A 13,164-nucleotide genomic window follows, 5' to 3' on the forward strand; every position below is an offset into this window, starting at 1 on the left:
ATGGGGAATATTCCCGTAGTAGAAGGGCAACATCTCTCTAAGATTTTTACAAGGAAAAACAACACTCGTGTTACTCTTTTTTCTAATTTATCTCTCTCTTTATACAGAGGAGAGATTGTAGGTTTATGGGGGTTATCAGGAAAAGGAAAAACGACTCTCGGGAATTTGTTACTCGACATTATCTCCCCCGATGAAGGAAATGTATTATGGAAAGGTGAAAACATATCTACTCTATCTCATAAAGAGAAAAAAAGACTTCGTCCCCTCTTTCAAAAAATTCACCAAGATCCAGGTTCATCTTTTCCCTCTCATCTAAAGATGCAAACTGTTTTTAGAGACTTTTATAAATGGGGAAAACACGCAGTCTTTTCTTCGGAACAACATTGGTGGGATTCTCTACATGAAGGAATGAAAAAGGCATCACTTTCAGAAAAACTTCTCGATAGATATCCATGTCAGCTTTCTGGTGGAGAACTTCAAAGATTTGCCCTTCTTAGAGCAATGCTTTTCTCCCCCCTTTTTTTTGTAGCTGATGAACCTACATCTCGTCTTGATCCTTCAGTCCAAGCCAAAGTCGCACACATGATTGCAGAAGATGCATACAAAAGAAACGTGACTATTCTTTTCATTTCTCACGACAAAGCTCTTTTAAGGGCTATATGTTCAAGGATCATTCACCTCGAATAGTTGTCAGAATAAAACAAAAAGTTTAAACTTAAACGTGCCGACTTCCAAAGAGTATAAAAGCTCTATCAAGAAATAGTAAAAGGAGGCGAGTCACGTGGCAAAAGTTGCAAGAGAAATGGTAGAAAAAGCAGGGATCAATGTCGACCAACTTCTTCAGCTTTTAATATCAAATGCAGCTGCGGAACTCACTACATTCTACTATTACACAATTTTGAGGGCGAACCTTATTGGTCTGGAAGGCGAAGGGATAAAAGAGATTGCTGAGACTGCTCGTATTGAAGACAGAAATCATTTTGAAGCTCTCGTTCCTCGTATTTATGAACTTGGAGGTAAACTTCCCGACGATATGAAAGCATTCCATGACATTTCGGCATGTCCCCCAGCCAGATTACCGGAAGACTCAACAGATGTAAAAGCAATTTTAAAAGTATTAGTGGAAGCCGAACGTTGCGCCGTTCGGGGATATACTCACATTTGTAATATGACAGCAGGAAAAGACCACCGCACCTATGCTTTAGCTCAAGCCATTTTACAAGAAGAAATTGAGCATGAATCATGGTTCTCTGAATTTCTAGGTGAAGGTCCTTCAGGTCACTTTATGAGAAGAGGAGAAACATCACCTTTCGTACGCCCTTTCATGCCATCTGTATAAACTTTCTTTCACTAAATATCAAAGGGCCTCAAAATTTAAATTGAGGTCCTTTTTTCTATTTTGTTACTCTCCTTCCCTATTGGCATATAAAAGAGAACAAACAGATCTTTAATCATGTGGTAAAATCAACTATCTTTATACGCCGTACTGACCAGAGGAATTAAGGCTTGGTGTATCTATAAGAGAGGAATACTGAATGGGAATGCAGCTACAACTGATTAAACCCTCTTTGCATATAAAAAAAGAATATTTAGATTTCGCAAGGGAATGGCAAAAGAATGATGAAGAGATTATTCCCTGGGCAGCTCGGCTGATGGGAAAAGATTATAAATCATGGGTAGAGGAAACTAAAAAAAATGAAAAAACTCCTCCCCCTCATCTGGTTCCTTCCAGTACCTTTTTTCTTATAAATACTGATGGGGTAATAATCGGTGCAATCAACATTAGACATTATCTGAACGAAGCATTATTACGTACAGGAGGGCATATCGGTTACGGTATACGTCCTTTTTTTCGTGGTAATGGTTTTGCAACTCATATGCTAGCCTTGGCACTTCCTATAACTCGAAATTTGGGGATTACAAAAGCACTACTTACATGTGACAAGCAAAACATCGCTTCAGCTAAAACGATCATAAAAAATAGCGGAATACTTGAAAATGAAATAAATGAAGAGACAAGAATTACACAACGATATTGGATTTCTCTAGACATGTAAATATCTACTTTTTCCATAATAGCAAATAACTTATCCCTATAGATTAAGAAATCCCCTCAAATTTATTGTAAATTTGAGGGGATTTCTTTGTTTACTTTTTAATCGAGATTTGCTTCAAGAACTTGTTTCCGACTAAAGTCTTCCAGTCTGAGATAAAATTCAGCAACATCAAGCAATGCCTGCATGGGAGTTAAACCGATTATTTCGCTTCCTACAATATTTACTCCATATCGAGTGGCTTCAGATTTCACCGTCTCAAAAACTCGATGTAGCGGGGTTCCTTCAAAATTTGTCATATTTATAGAAACTTGAGCTATTCCTCGCTCCTCTAACATTACCCCCATAGCACGACAATATTTGTATCCGCCCTTAGCCTCTCTAATCGTCTGGGCAATCTTCTTAGCAATGGACAAATCACCTGTAGAGAGATTGATATTGAATGCGATGAGGAAAGGACGGGCACCGACAGCTGTCGCTCCTGCAGTTGGGTGCATAGTATGTGGTCCCGCATCGGGAGTACGTTCAGGCGTTTTTATAAGCTCTTTCAACCCCTCATATTGTCCTTTTCTAATCTGAGGCAAAGACCTGAGATCAGAACGTTTTGAAGCCTCTTCATAAAAGTAGACGGGGATATTCAATTTATCCGCTATTTCTTTTCCCAAAGAATGTGCGAGATCAACACACTCTTCCATTGTTACATCCGCAACAGGTATAAATGGAATTACATCGGTCGCACCGATACGAGGATGTTCTCCATGATGTTTTTCCATATCAATCAATTCTGCCGCCTTAGCACAGCAGGAAAAGGCTGCCTCTTTGGCAGATTCTGGATTTCCCACAAACGTTAGTACCGTTCTATTATGATCAGCATCGGAAGAATAATTGAGAACTTTAACTCCAGACACTTTTCTGGCAGCATCGACTATGGCTTCAATAACGTCTTTTCGTCTGCCTTCACTAAAATTTGGAACACATTCTACGAGTTTTTTCGTCATAAACACACTCTCCCCTCTCATCGTCCTATCTGGTTATTTTGTCAAAAAGTTAATGAACCAAACTATATTGGGCAATCCAACGAGATCAATCAATACCGCTCCACAAAGAGGAACAATAAGAAAAGCTTTATGAGACATCATTTGATATCGTTCAGATACAGCCCCCATATTGGCCACTGCATTGGGGGTAGCTCCTAATCCATGACCAATAAATCCGGCACACATGACAGCAGCATCATAATCTTTGCCCAACAAGGGGAAGAGAAGAAATGCTCCGATTAACAAAAGGGCTATTGTCTGTAAAGCCAAAATTACGATTAAAGGAATGGCAAGATCGTAAAGTTCCCAGATGCGAAGGCTCATCATAGCCATGGTAAGAAACAATCCAAGAGAGACATCAGAGATAAGTTCAATAGCTTTATCATGAATTTTGACCCAAGAAAAATGGTCATTAAAATTACGGAATACAACTGCAACAAACATAGCTCCTACATAACCAGGGAGACTGAAATTGTACCATTCCTTAATTTTGCCAGATAAGAAGCTCCCTAAAACCATGATTACAAGAACAAGTGTAAGCATTTTCAAAAAGTCGAAACTAGAAAAAAATTGGTCAAATTTTTCTTTTTCAGTTTTTTGAATATAGAGAGCCTCCTGGCTTGCCTCAATAGAAACATGATGTCGATCAATAAGCCATTTCGCCAGAGGTCCGCCAAGAAGGCCTCCAGCAATGAGACCATAAGTCGCCGCTGCAATAGCTACCACTTTTGCTCCAGCAACGCCCAACTCTTCTGCCATTGGCCCAAAAGCCGCAGCAGCTCCGTGTCCCCCTTCAAGAGAAGCAGCACCTGCCATAATTCCAAGAGCTGGGTGAATTCCAAGCAATTTTGCCAAACCTGCACCAAAACCATTCTGGAAAACTGCAAGACACCAACAGAAAATTAAATAAACAATGAGAGCTTTTCCTCCTTTTTTAAGGAGCGCAAAACTACCCCCAATTCCTACTGTGGTAAAAAACGCTATCATCATTGGTGACTGAAGTGCTGTATTAAACTTAATAGCGCCACCACCTTGATGATGCAAAACTAATGCAATTAAAGACATAAGAACGCCACCTATAACTGGTGCAGGAATACAAAAAACTTCAAAAAAACGAACTTTATGACGCAAACCATAACCCAACATAAGCAAAATGGCTGCAAGAGCAGTAGTCCATACGCCATCAAGGTGAAGAGTAAGGATCTTATCAACAAATTCCCACGTCATGAGAATACCTCCTCTTAAGATAATTACTCCAGTTACATTTTTCTCTAAAAGGGTTACGGGAGCTTTCGTCTGGGAAGAAAATTACAAACCAAATACTCTGGTTCGTTCTAATTCCAAAGGAACTTCTATATCTTCTTGCACGTCGAGATTTTTCACCACACCTTCTTCTATTATTTTCTTTCCTCCGACGTAGAGATCTACAAGCTTTTCTCCATCTAGAACTTTAAAATCAGCTGCTGCCCCAGGCTCCATAACACCAATTTTGTACGTATGAAAATCAAAGGGAAGAGATCCTAATTTTTGAGATTCTTCAACAGAGATATTTATGTTAATCTTTTTAAGATAGGCAACTTCATTACGTATTGAGAGATCATCATTGCTTGCCTCTCCATCTGTTCCTACGTAGACAAAAATTCCTCGTGCTAAAAAGGCTTTTAAATCTGCTTGACCGGCATTCACTCTGTTATTCATTCTAGAATTCAAGACAACTTTCATTCCATGTCGAGCTATCAGATCTTTTTCATTATCATTCGTCCAAATGCAATCCGAAAGCATAACATGACGCAATGATTGAATTTTTCCATTGTGATAAAGCTGATCAAGAACCTCTACAGGGCGCTTCCCATATAAATTTTGACTCAAAAGCACATCTCCCTCATCTTCCGAAAGATGTAGTTGAACAACTCTATCCTTTTCAAAGCCAAGATTGATACCATGAATAATGGCTTCTAATGTGTTAGCATGAAAACTATGTAAGGCAGGGGCAATAACAATTCGAGGGTCTTCTAACTTCTCTACTTCCTTCTGCAGAGCATGGTAATTCTTAGTAGCTTGTTCAATAGTTTCGTAGTAAGAATGTTGTGATTGATGTTTTTCAGGATAAGCGTTTTCTAACACGATATCATAGTGCATTCTTCCAAAATAAAGGCGGAGCCCAACATCTCTGGCAGCTCGTATGACCTCTCTATCGAGGTCATTTCCACGCTGGTTGTGGCAATAGAAAGAAACCATTACGGATGTAACGCCATAAGACGCCATTCGGGAAAAGGCCCGTGCACTGGCTAAATAAACTAATTTAGGAGTCATTCGACAACTATATTTATATATAGTGTTTTTACACCACGTAGCTAGATCCCACGTAGGATCTACTAGTTCTACATAAATTGACTGCTCAGGGTGGGAATGGGCGTTAAAGTCTCCTAAAGAGATAGTATAAGAGCCGTAGTCTTTTTTTGCACTAGAAGGGATTTTCAGATTTTTCCATTCATTGGTAGAAATAAAATTTTCAAATACACCTCTATTTCTATCAATAACTGCAACCATGGGCTTTTTTTGGCCTTCAAAAATAAAATTACCTTTTATCGCAAATCGCTCACTAGTTACGGCAATTCACCTCCAAAGCAACTTTATGTTTTTTAATTCACCATACGATAAATTAACGAAACATTATATTAGGTCATTTCATTTAACATGTCAATACAATATGTTAGTTTTGAGAGGTAATAGTTTTCTATTTGCCTTCTAAGTCATACCGACCTGCGTATAATTTTCTAGCAATATTAGTGTAGTGCATAATAAATTCGGTTTTAGCTTCAGTATATTTATCTCTATCGTGTTCGTATTCCTTCTTTAATCTTTCTTTCAATCTCCCATACTTTTCTGCTACATTTGCGTGTGTCAAAAGATAATCACGAAAATATAATTCGTTCCAATCTCCCAAATATCTGACGTGAAGATGAAATACTCTTTCAGCAAATCCTTTTAATGTGTATCCCTTCATAAACATCATATGTGGAGGTGGATTATCTGGCTGAGGAACAAAGATATACTCATTATTCTCTAATAAATGAATTAAAAAGTTAGAATCGCATCGTTTTCGTATTTCAAGCAATATATCAATCGTAGGTTTTGCCACTAAACCTTGAACTGACGTACTGCCTATATGGTTTATTCTCTCTATGTTCTCTTCTTTAACAATACGCATGATATTCAATTTCTCTTCCAAATACCATCGAGCATACTCGGGGTTGTGTTCTTTTAAAATAATTGGAAACAAAGCCCACAACTCTTCGTTCGACATTGATTTTAAATCTTTCTCCATTGTTATATACCTCTTTACTAAAATAGTTTGACAATTAATCGGTAGAGCGTAAATATTATATTAATAATTATCTTATGCAAATAAAAATACTCCCATTTAAAGCTAAAGAACAAGTTATACATAGAATGAGTCGAGTAACGTAACCTTAAATTATAAGGAGAATTTGTAAAATGAAAAAAAATAATCTATTGGCAATGGCAGATATCTCCTTCGATGTCGTCATTCTGATAATTATCGGGATGGTTATGTTGCTTACTGGAATTTTGCTTTTTCCAGTATCAACAGGAAGACTTCCTTATTATGAAAACGGCCTATACGGTTTGCTTTTGTTCATTTTCGCTTTGCAGATGATCACTCTCGGTAAAACTCCATTCGGAGATATGCGCAGAACAAAATCATTACTTGTTGTTGGCTTGATCATTGCAGCTATAGGCATTATGACATGTTTTATACCAGACATGTTCAACAATATTCCCCGAATGCTACTTTTTTTCTGCTTCGGCCTTGGCGGTTTCTTGCTGCTTCTTCAAATGATATTTTCTAAAGACAAACTTCGATCATGGTTAAAATATGGAAAGATATTCCGTTCACTCTCCTTCGCCTGCGCAACTATTTACTTACTATCAATGCTAATCGGGATACTCATCTTAAAAAAGGATTTACTAACAACGTCTAAAACAGCAGTAGTAATACTAATTTACGGAATCGCCATTATCTACCTTGCAAAAATTCTTCGGAAAATATATCTCAACTATCCAGAGGCTGGGAATTTAAATAACGAAACTAGCATTGACCTTTCTACTGATAAGACAATGATTTTACTGACAGGAATCTTCATGGTATTACTCGGGTTTTTATTACTCCCTGTCAATTTCGGTCTACTTCCATTTTCTGGAAGCGCGCAACTGGGATTATTGATGATTATCTTTGCGATTCAGATGCTCGCCTTCGGAAACACACCACTAGGGCCATTTCCACGCTCGTGGCTCATGATTTTTCTTGGCCTCCTATTCGCAGCACTTGGAATTACTTCTTGTATCATTCCTGAAATACTTGTTTCTCCTCTTACTATGCTTGTCGGAGTACTCAACATTCTTGGAGGAGCCATTATGCTCTGGAAAATATGCGCTCCTATTTTTAAAAAACTAGGAAAATCACAATCTCCTGTCCCTCCAATATTAGTTAGACTTACATTAGCCCAACTCACACTAAATCTGGTCTCTATTCTTTTTGGTACATCAATGCTTATTGCCCATCTGATTTCAGGATGGGTAATTGGTGTAATTCTCGCAGCAAACGGATTCGTTCTTCTGTACCTATTACATATACTGAAACTTATAGACAAAATGCAAAGAGAAATGAATATTACTAACTAACATTGCTCTCTTTGCCTAATAATAGACGCCCTTTGTTTGATAATTTTTACGACGTACATTCGCTATTTCACTAGCAATTTTGTCGAATTCTTCTCTGTTTTCCCTATAAAGAGCATCCATATCTCGCATAACTTGAGGAAAGATAATAACAAGAGACTTTTTTTCAATTTCTTCAAGAATATAATCAACAGCCTCGTCAACACTTATTGCGTCTGGAGGAGGAGCCATACCTCCAAATGCCGATGTAGCGACATTGCCGGGACAAAAAACGCTGAACTGTAGCCCTTCCGCTTCTAGCTCGTATTTCAAACTCTCAGTCATTGAAATAACTGCACTTTTACTTGCTGCATATACAGCTTGATAAGGCACAGGAATACGTCCTGTAATAGAACCCGTGTTTATAATATGTCCAAACCCTTGCTCTCGCATTATAGGAATTGCTGTATATGTTCCATGAACAATCCCCATTAGATTCAACTCAATTATTGATTTCCAAATGTCAAAAGTTATTTTCTCTGTAGGAAGAGTCATCCCCTTCCCTGCGTTATTAAACACAAAATCAAGATGCCCATCGAAAGCTCTTGCTGCATTGATAAGTTTTTCAACATCCGCTAGCATAGTCACATCTGTCTTCATCGGGAAAACTTGCCCATCATAATTTGTGTTTAGACGTTCAGATTCCCTTTCAAGATTTTCTTCGTTCACATCGCCCATAAATACTGCTGTCGCTCCTCGCATAAGTAGATGCTCCGTTAATCCCAAGCCTATACCCGCGGCAGCTCCAGTTACAACTGCAACCTTACCTTCAAAATATTCACTCATAGCAACCCCCCCTTTTTATGGCAACATTTTAGAGTCGCCTACATTGAGTCTGGATACCCCTTTTATCATCAAGGAATTTGTGTATTTCACTATTGGTAACGCTGAAAGGGTATCAATGATTCTGCTCTGTAGCGGATGTTGCTCTTGGGTAAGCCGAGTCCATTCAATCTTACCCTCACCTTTCCAGACCTGTTTTGCTATCATTTCTTGTGGATAAAGTGTTGCGTGGCTTAACGTAGCACCTCCTTTACCCAAATTGGGCAAATAACGCCATCCAAAGAGGTTAACCTTAGAATGTTCGTTGACCTTACCAACATCCTTTTCGGAAACTTCTTCTCCTCTTACAAAATTAAGTTTTATGAAATTACAACTTTCATAGCTCGCTGCAGTGTACCAATGATCTTTAATATGTCTTTCAAACGCAATGTCTGCAAAAAGTTTGGGCATGCCATCCTCTTCTCGTCCCCCAATAATAGGACACGCCTTGTTCTCCCATATGACAAATACATATTCACCAGCTAATCCATCAGAATTTCCAACATATTCAACTGGAGCGCTAAGCTGTATGAGCCGATACTCGCCACCTGACATCCAATCAACATCTCGACAGTTTGCATATTGAACGTTTACTAAGGGCTGAAGAAGATTAAAATCTTCAGGAATGAGTTCCAACAAGGGCTCTTGTTCTGTTTCAAACTGAATGCTAATACACCTCATATCTCCATACTCTGTCCGTACCGGGTAAAAGGGGTATCCCCAAAAATGTACCGGCATTTTATAAACAAAGTCTTCTCGGAATTTAAATTTTCCTCTCAAAATATCACCTCCAGCCAAAAGGAAAAGCCGACTTTAAAAAGTCGGCCTTTTCGTTACTCCTGCGGTATCCAAGTCTCTTTACAACGATCTAGTATGTAGTTCCAATCTATCTCTATATCTGCCTGAGCTTGCTCTAAAAGAGCCTTGGATTTCTCCCCTTTGAAAAGGTGAGAATAACGTCCCTGGGGTTTCAAAAACTCTTCAATAGGCACACGTTTTTTAGGCTTATACGAAAGTTTCCATTCCCCGTCTATAACTTCATATATAGGCCAAAAACGGGTTTCAGCAGCCTTCTTACAAATATCTCCCTGCAACGCCGGATCAATTCTCCAGAAAAGAACACAGGGAACAAGAATATTAACGAAAGCTGGGCCGGGCGTTTCTATGGCTCTTTTGACCTTAGTGGCAACGTCTATGTGATTAAAGAGAGTTGTCTGAGCCACATAGGGAATATGATGGGCAGCAGCAATACTTGTAAGATCTTTAGGTTTCTGTAGTTTTCCGGGAATAACGCTGCCAGCAGGAGAAGTAGTTGCATTAGCTCCACGAGGAGTAGCACTACTTCGTTGCGCCCCCGTATTCATATATCCCTGGTTGTTATAACAAATATAGGTAAAATCATGTCCTCTTTCCAAAGCCCCGGAAAGAGACTGCAAACCTATATCGTACGTTCCACCATCGCCTCCGAAGGCAACAATTTTAATCTTTTTATCTATCTTCCCTCTTTTTCTTAAAGCCTGATAGGCTGCCTCAACACCGGAAGCTCCCGCTCCAGCATTTTCAAAGGCCGTATGAATCCATGGCACACGCCAAGCACTGAAGGGATATACAGTTGTAGAAACCTCAAGGCAACCTGTTGCATTGATTATGACAAGAGGGGAATCTACGCCCATGAGTCCCTGATGTACGGCCGTCGGGGCGCCACATCCAGGGCACATGCGGTGTCCTTGCGTCATAGGGCTTTTTTTATGAACAACATCGCTGATTTTTATACTCATCTTCGCCATCCCCCTATTCTAGAAGGCCGATATAGTGCTCTTCATGCGAAATCTTGCCATTGATGAGGTCCATGAAGATTCCTTCTGCATACTGCGGGAAGAAATCTCTTCCCCCAAGACCATAAATGCAGCTATTGACAGGAACCAAGTCCCCGGCAGCATAGAGGGCACTTCTTACTTCTGCAACGAGAGGCGCGGTTCCGCCAATGCTTAAACATCTATCTAAAACAGCAATAGCCTTTTTCCCTTTAAGAACAGCAGCTATCGCTTCAGCAGGGAAGGGACGGAACATACGAACGCGAAGACAACCGACCTTATGCCCCTTATTTCTCATCTCATCAACCACATCTTTGACAGCTCCTGACGCTGAAGACATAACAACAATAACAAAATCAGCATCTTCAGTTTTGTAACAATCGATCATGGGATAATATCGACCTGATATAGACTCGAATTCTTTCGCTATCTTGTCATAAAGAGCGAGGGCCTTTTTATGTGCTTCGATCTGCTGACGTTTAATTTCAAAGTAATACTCAGACATAGCGAAGGATCCATATGTTACGGGATTTTCGACATCAAGCAGAGGATTGATAGGATTTCTTTCTCCCACGAAATTTTTCACAACATCATCGTCAAGGAACTCTACAGGTTCAAAACCATGGCTTGTAATAAAGCCGTCCTGACAAACAAATACGGGGGTGAGAATATCCTTGTTCTCGCTGAGCCGTATCGCCATAATGGCAGAATCATAGACTTCCTGGGCATCTTCACAATATAGATGTATCCAGCCATAATCTCGCTGGGACATACTATCACTGTGATCACAGTGAATATTTATGGGTGCCCCTACACTTCTGTTTACTAGACCAAAAACAATGGGTGTTCTGAAACAGCCTGCGATAGGAAAAACCTCATGCATAAGTGCTACTCCATTTGCACTTGAAGCAGTCATAACACGGGCTCCAGCAGCTGAGGCTGTTACGCAGGCTGTTATGGCAGAATGCTCACTTTCCACCGTAACGAAATTTGTATCGACCTCACCGTTTGCAACAAATTCTGCAAACTTCATAATTATGTCTGTCGATGGAGTTATGGGGTAAGCTGCGACTACGTCTGGATTTATCTGACGCATCGCTTCAGCAAAAGCCCAATTTCCTGATGTAATCTCTTTACGTGGCATCTTTTTCCGCCCCCTTCTACGCGAAATCTGATTCAGGCCGCATCTCTATCGCCTTTTTGGGGCATACTTGGGCGCATATTCCACAGCCTTTACAATAGAAGTAGTCGATACCCGTTACCTTTCCGTTCTCATCGGTTGTAATTGAACGATCCGGGCACTGAACCCAACAAAGCATGCAAGAAATACACTCTTCTCCATTCCATACCGGACGAATGCTTCGCCATTGGCCTGTTTCAACATTCTCAGCCGAAGCCCCGTAAGTAATTCCTCCCATAGGAACATCCTGCCATCTTTTAGGCTTGCCCATGTCTTTCATTTCTTTCCAATTTTTGCACGTACTCATCCGATTTGTACCTCCTCATAGCCCCTCTTAATGGCCCTGAGATTGGCGGCCAGCACCTTTTCAGGTAGCTTTGCCATCTTATGAGAGAAGTGGTCAACAAATGCCTGAATGGGAACCTCTGTAAAAATATGAGCAAAAGTTCCGAGCATAGGAGCGTTGGGGCGATTCTGGCCAAATTCCTCCAGTGTGATTTTTGTCGCATCAATTGTTATAACCTTGACTGCATCTGGAAGGCCGAGTTTTTCCTTAATATCGGCAGGTGACATGGGAGTATTGATAAGATAAACCGTATTGTCATCGCATCCCTCGGTTGGACGAGCAGCATCGAGCAAAGTGGGGTCTATGACTGCAACTACATTGGGATTCTGAACTCCACAGCGTTTGCGGATTGGTTGATCAGAAACCCTGTTGTAGGCCTTCATAGGCGCTCCCTGACGTTCTGCACCGTACTCGGGGAAAGACTGGACGAATTTCCCGGCTCCAAACAATACCTCAGAAAGTATTGCTGAACCCGATTTGGCTCCCTGGCCTCCTCGTCCATGCCACCTGATTTCAATGGCGAGAGGCATTACTACATCAACTCCTTTCAAATTTGGTGAAATCGGAGTACATGTAAAAAGCAGTCTTATGAGCAACGCCAGATCATCGAAAAGTAAATTCAGAAGTAGGACAGCGCATCGGGAAAACTAGATCACATTAAAAAGCTAACCAATTTTTATAAAACTTATTGGAGAATTCTTGCAATATCATAGCGTATTTATCCTTTTATATAAAATAGATTCTTTTATGCAGAGTGGCATAAACTATGGGGAATATAATCTCTAATGTGGATTAGCTCAAAATTGCGTCGTTTTTCTCATCATGTTCTTGGAAATTTTTTGAGCAATGAAAATCATGTCGTCTTCACTAAAATTTCGATAATGAATTCCCGTTTTCTTGAGGTTTGATCGAACTTTACGTATATTTTCTCTAAAAGATCTTGCGGCTGAATAGCCCCGAAAACGTATATGTAACAAAAGAGGGGCTGGATTTTTTGACCAAAAAACAACTCCTCGGCGGGGCATATCCTTCCTCTAGCCGCCTCATAAACCACGGCATATAAAAAGCTGGAATATCAGTCGCTCGACTGGCAGAAAGTAAAATAGGGCAAATAGCTTCTTGAGGCCCTTTTTGTGTCTTGATAGTCGTTTTGCTCCACATATTTTACCTT

The 13,164-nt window shown here is 40.0% G+C and carries 15 protein-coding genes; 4 read left to right on the forward strand and 11 right to left on the reverse strand.

Annotated elements, in window-relative coordinates:
- The 3 genes from RBH88_RS08155 (at position 1) to RBH88_RS08165 (ending at position 2,057) form a co-directional block, all read left to right on the forward strand.
- Positions 1–687, forward strand: a complete 687-nt coding sequence (locus RBH88_RS08155; RefSeq protein WP_307879527.1) for an ATP-binding cassette domain-containing protein — start codon at positions 1–3, stop codon at positions 685–687.
- Between the two features lie 94 nt (positions 688–781).
- Positions 782–1,339 (forward strand): DNA protection during starvation protein, encoded by a 558-nt coding sequence (gene dps, locus RBH88_RS08160; protein ID WP_213699831.1) that lies wholly within the window; start codon positions 782–784, stop codon positions 1,337–1,339.
- A 196-nt stretch (positions 1,340–1,535) separates the two neighbouring features.
- The gene (locus tag RBH88_RS08165) at positions 1,536–2,057 is read left to right on the forward strand and encodes a GNAT family N-acetyltransferase (RefSeq protein WP_307879528.1); all 522 of its coding nucleotides are present in this window, start codon (positions 1,536–1,538) and stop codon (positions 2,055–2,057) included.
- A gap of 98 nt (positions 2,058–2,155) precedes the next feature.
- On the opposite strand, the gene ftcD is transcribed toward RBH88_RS08165, so the two are convergent.
- The 4 genes from ftcD to RBH88_RS08185 form a co-directional block, all read right to left on the reverse strand.
- The gene (ftcD, locus tag RBH88_RS08170; RefSeq protein ID WP_307879529.1) at positions 2,156–3,052 is read right to left on the reverse strand and encodes a glutamate formimidoyltransferase; all 897 of its coding nucleotides are present in this window, start codon (positions 3,050–3,052) and stop codon (positions 2,156–2,158) included.
- Between the two features lie 33 nt (positions 3,053–3,085).
- Entirely contained in the window at positions 3,086–4,318 is a 1,233-nt protein-coding gene (gene gltS, locus RBH88_RS08175) for a sodium/glutamate symporter (protein WP_307879530.1), read from the reverse strand.
- Positions 4,319–4,399: 81 nt separating this feature from the next.
- The gene (locus RBH88_RS08180) at positions 4,400–5,641 is read right to left on the reverse strand and encodes an amidohydrolase family protein (RefSeq protein WP_307879531.1); all 1,242 of its coding nucleotides are present in this window, start codon (positions 5,639–5,641) and stop codon (positions 4,400–4,402) included.
- A gap of 187 nt (positions 5,642–5,828) precedes the next feature.
- Positions 5,829–6,419 (reverse strand): GrpB family protein, encoded by a 591-nt coding sequence (locus tag RBH88_RS08185; RefSeq protein ID WP_307879532.1) that lies wholly within the window; start codon positions 6,417–6,419, stop codon positions 5,829–5,831.
- 170 nt (positions 6,420–6,589) lie between these two features.
- Between RBH88_RS08185 and RBH88_RS08190 the strand changes: the two genes are divergently transcribed.
- Entirely contained in the window at positions 6,590–7,795 is a 1,206-nt protein-coding gene (locus RBH88_RS08190; protein ID WP_213690377.1) for a hypothetical protein, read from the forward strand.
- 15 nt (positions 7,796–7,810) lie between these two features.
- Here the strand turns inward: RBH88_RS08190 and RBH88_RS08195 are convergent, their stop codons facing one another.
- The 7 genes from RBH88_RS08195 to RBH88_RS11740 form a co-directional block, all read right to left on the reverse strand.
- Positions 7,811–8,617, reverse strand: coding sequence for an SDR family oxidoreductase (locus RBH88_RS08195; protein WP_213690378.1), 807 nt, complete (start codon positions 8,615–8,617; stop codon positions 7,811–7,813).
- Between the two features lie 15 nt (positions 8,618–8,632).
- Positions 8,633–9,433, reverse strand: coding sequence for an acetoacetate decarboxylase family protein (locus RBH88_RS08200; RefSeq protein WP_213690379.1), 801 nt, complete (start codon positions 9,431–9,433; stop codon positions 8,633–8,635).
- Positions 9,434–9,486: 53 nt separating this feature from the next.
- Positions 9,487–10,431: a thiamine pyrophosphate-dependent enzyme gene (locus tag RBH88_RS08205; RefSeq protein WP_213695555.1), complete on the reverse strand. Its 945-nt coding sequence runs from the start codon at positions 10,429–10,431 to the stop codon at positions 9,487–9,489.
- A gap of 13 nt (positions 10,432–10,444) precedes the next feature.
- Positions 10,445–11,611, reverse strand: coding sequence for a pyruvate ferredoxin oxidoreductase (gene porA / locus RBH88_RS08210; protein ID WP_213690381.1), 1,167 nt, complete (start codon positions 11,609–11,611; stop codon positions 10,445–10,447).
- 16 nt (positions 11,612–11,627) lie between these two features.
- The gene (locus RBH88_RS08215; protein ID WP_213690382.1) at positions 11,628–11,954 is read right to left on the reverse strand and encodes a 4Fe-4S dicluster domain-containing protein; all 327 of its coding nucleotides are present in this window, start codon (positions 11,952–11,954) and stop codon (positions 11,628–11,630) included.
- The gene (locus tag RBH88_RS08220) at positions 11,951–12,523 is read right to left on the reverse strand and encodes a 2-oxoacid:acceptor oxidoreductase family protein (protein ID WP_213690383.1); all 573 of its coding nucleotides are present in this window, start codon (positions 12,521–12,523) and stop codon (positions 11,951–11,953) included. Before RBH88_RS08220 ends, RBH88_RS08215 begins: the two co-directional genes overlap by 4 nt.
- Before the next feature lie 400 nt (positions 12,524–12,923).
- Positions 12,924–13,154, reverse strand: coding sequence for a DUF1848 family protein (locus RBH88_RS11740; protein ID WP_213690385.1), 231 nt, complete (start codon positions 13,152–13,154; stop codon positions 12,924–12,926).
- Between the last annotated feature and the right edge of the window lie 10 nt (positions 13,155–13,164).

This window comes from Aminobacterium sp. MB27-C1 (genome assembly GCF_030908405.1).
Classification (GTDB): Bacteria; Synergistota; Synergistia; order Synergistales; family Aminobacteriaceae; genus Aminobacterium.

Bases quoted from the DNA above. Each gene is read 5' to 3' on its own strand.
- RBH88_RS08155 (WP_307879527.1), top strand. From the start codon at position 1: ATGGGGAATATTCCCGTAGTAGAAGGGCAACATCTCTCTAAGATTTTT.
- RBH88_RS08165 (WP_307879528.1), top strand. From the start codon at position 1,536: ATGGGAATGCAGCTACAACTGATTAAACCCTCTTTGCATATAAAAAAA.
- ftcD (WP_307879529.1), bottom strand. From the start codon at position 3,052: ATGACGAAAAAACTCGTAGAATGTGTTCCAAATTTTAGTGAAGGCAGA.
- gltS (WP_307879530.1), bottom strand. From the start codon at position 4,318: ATGACGTGGGAATTTGTTGATAAGATCCTTACTCTTCACCTTGATGGC.
- RBH88_RS08180 (WP_307879531.1), bottom strand. From the start codon at position 5,641: ATGGTTGCAGTTATTGATAGAAATAGAGGTGTATTTGAAAATTTTATT.
- RBH88_RS08185 (WP_307879532.1), bottom strand. From the start codon at position 6,419: ATGGAGAAAGATTTAAAATCAATGTCGAACGAAGAGTTGTGGGCTTTG.
- RBH88_RS08190 (WP_213690377.1), top strand. From the start codon at position 6,590: ATGAAAAAAAATAATCTATTGGCAATGGCAGATATCTCCTTCGATGTC.
- RBH88_RS08195 (WP_213690378.1), bottom strand. From the start codon at position 8,617: ATGAGTGAATATTTTGAAGGTAAGGTTGCAGTTGTAACTGGAGCTGCC.
- RBH88_RS08205 (WP_213695555.1), bottom strand. From the start codon at position 10,431: ATGAGTATAAAAATCAGCGATGTTGTTCATAAAAAAAGCCCTATGACG.
- porA (WP_213690381.1), bottom strand. From the start codon at position 11,611: ATGCCACGTAAAGAGATTACATCAGGAAATTGGGCTTTTGCTGAAGCG.
- RBH88_RS08215 (WP_213690382.1), bottom strand. From the start codon at position 11,954: ATGAGTACGTGCAAAAATTGGAAAGAAATGAAAGACATGGGCAAGCCT.
- RBH88_RS08220 (WP_213690383.1), bottom strand. From the start codon at position 12,523: ATGCCTCTCGCCATTGAAATCAGGTGGCATGGACGAGGAGGCCAGGGA.
- RBH88_RS11740 (WP_213690385.1), bottom strand. From the start codon at position 13,154: ATGTGGAGCAAAACGACTATCAAGACACAAAAAGGGCCTCAAGAAGCT.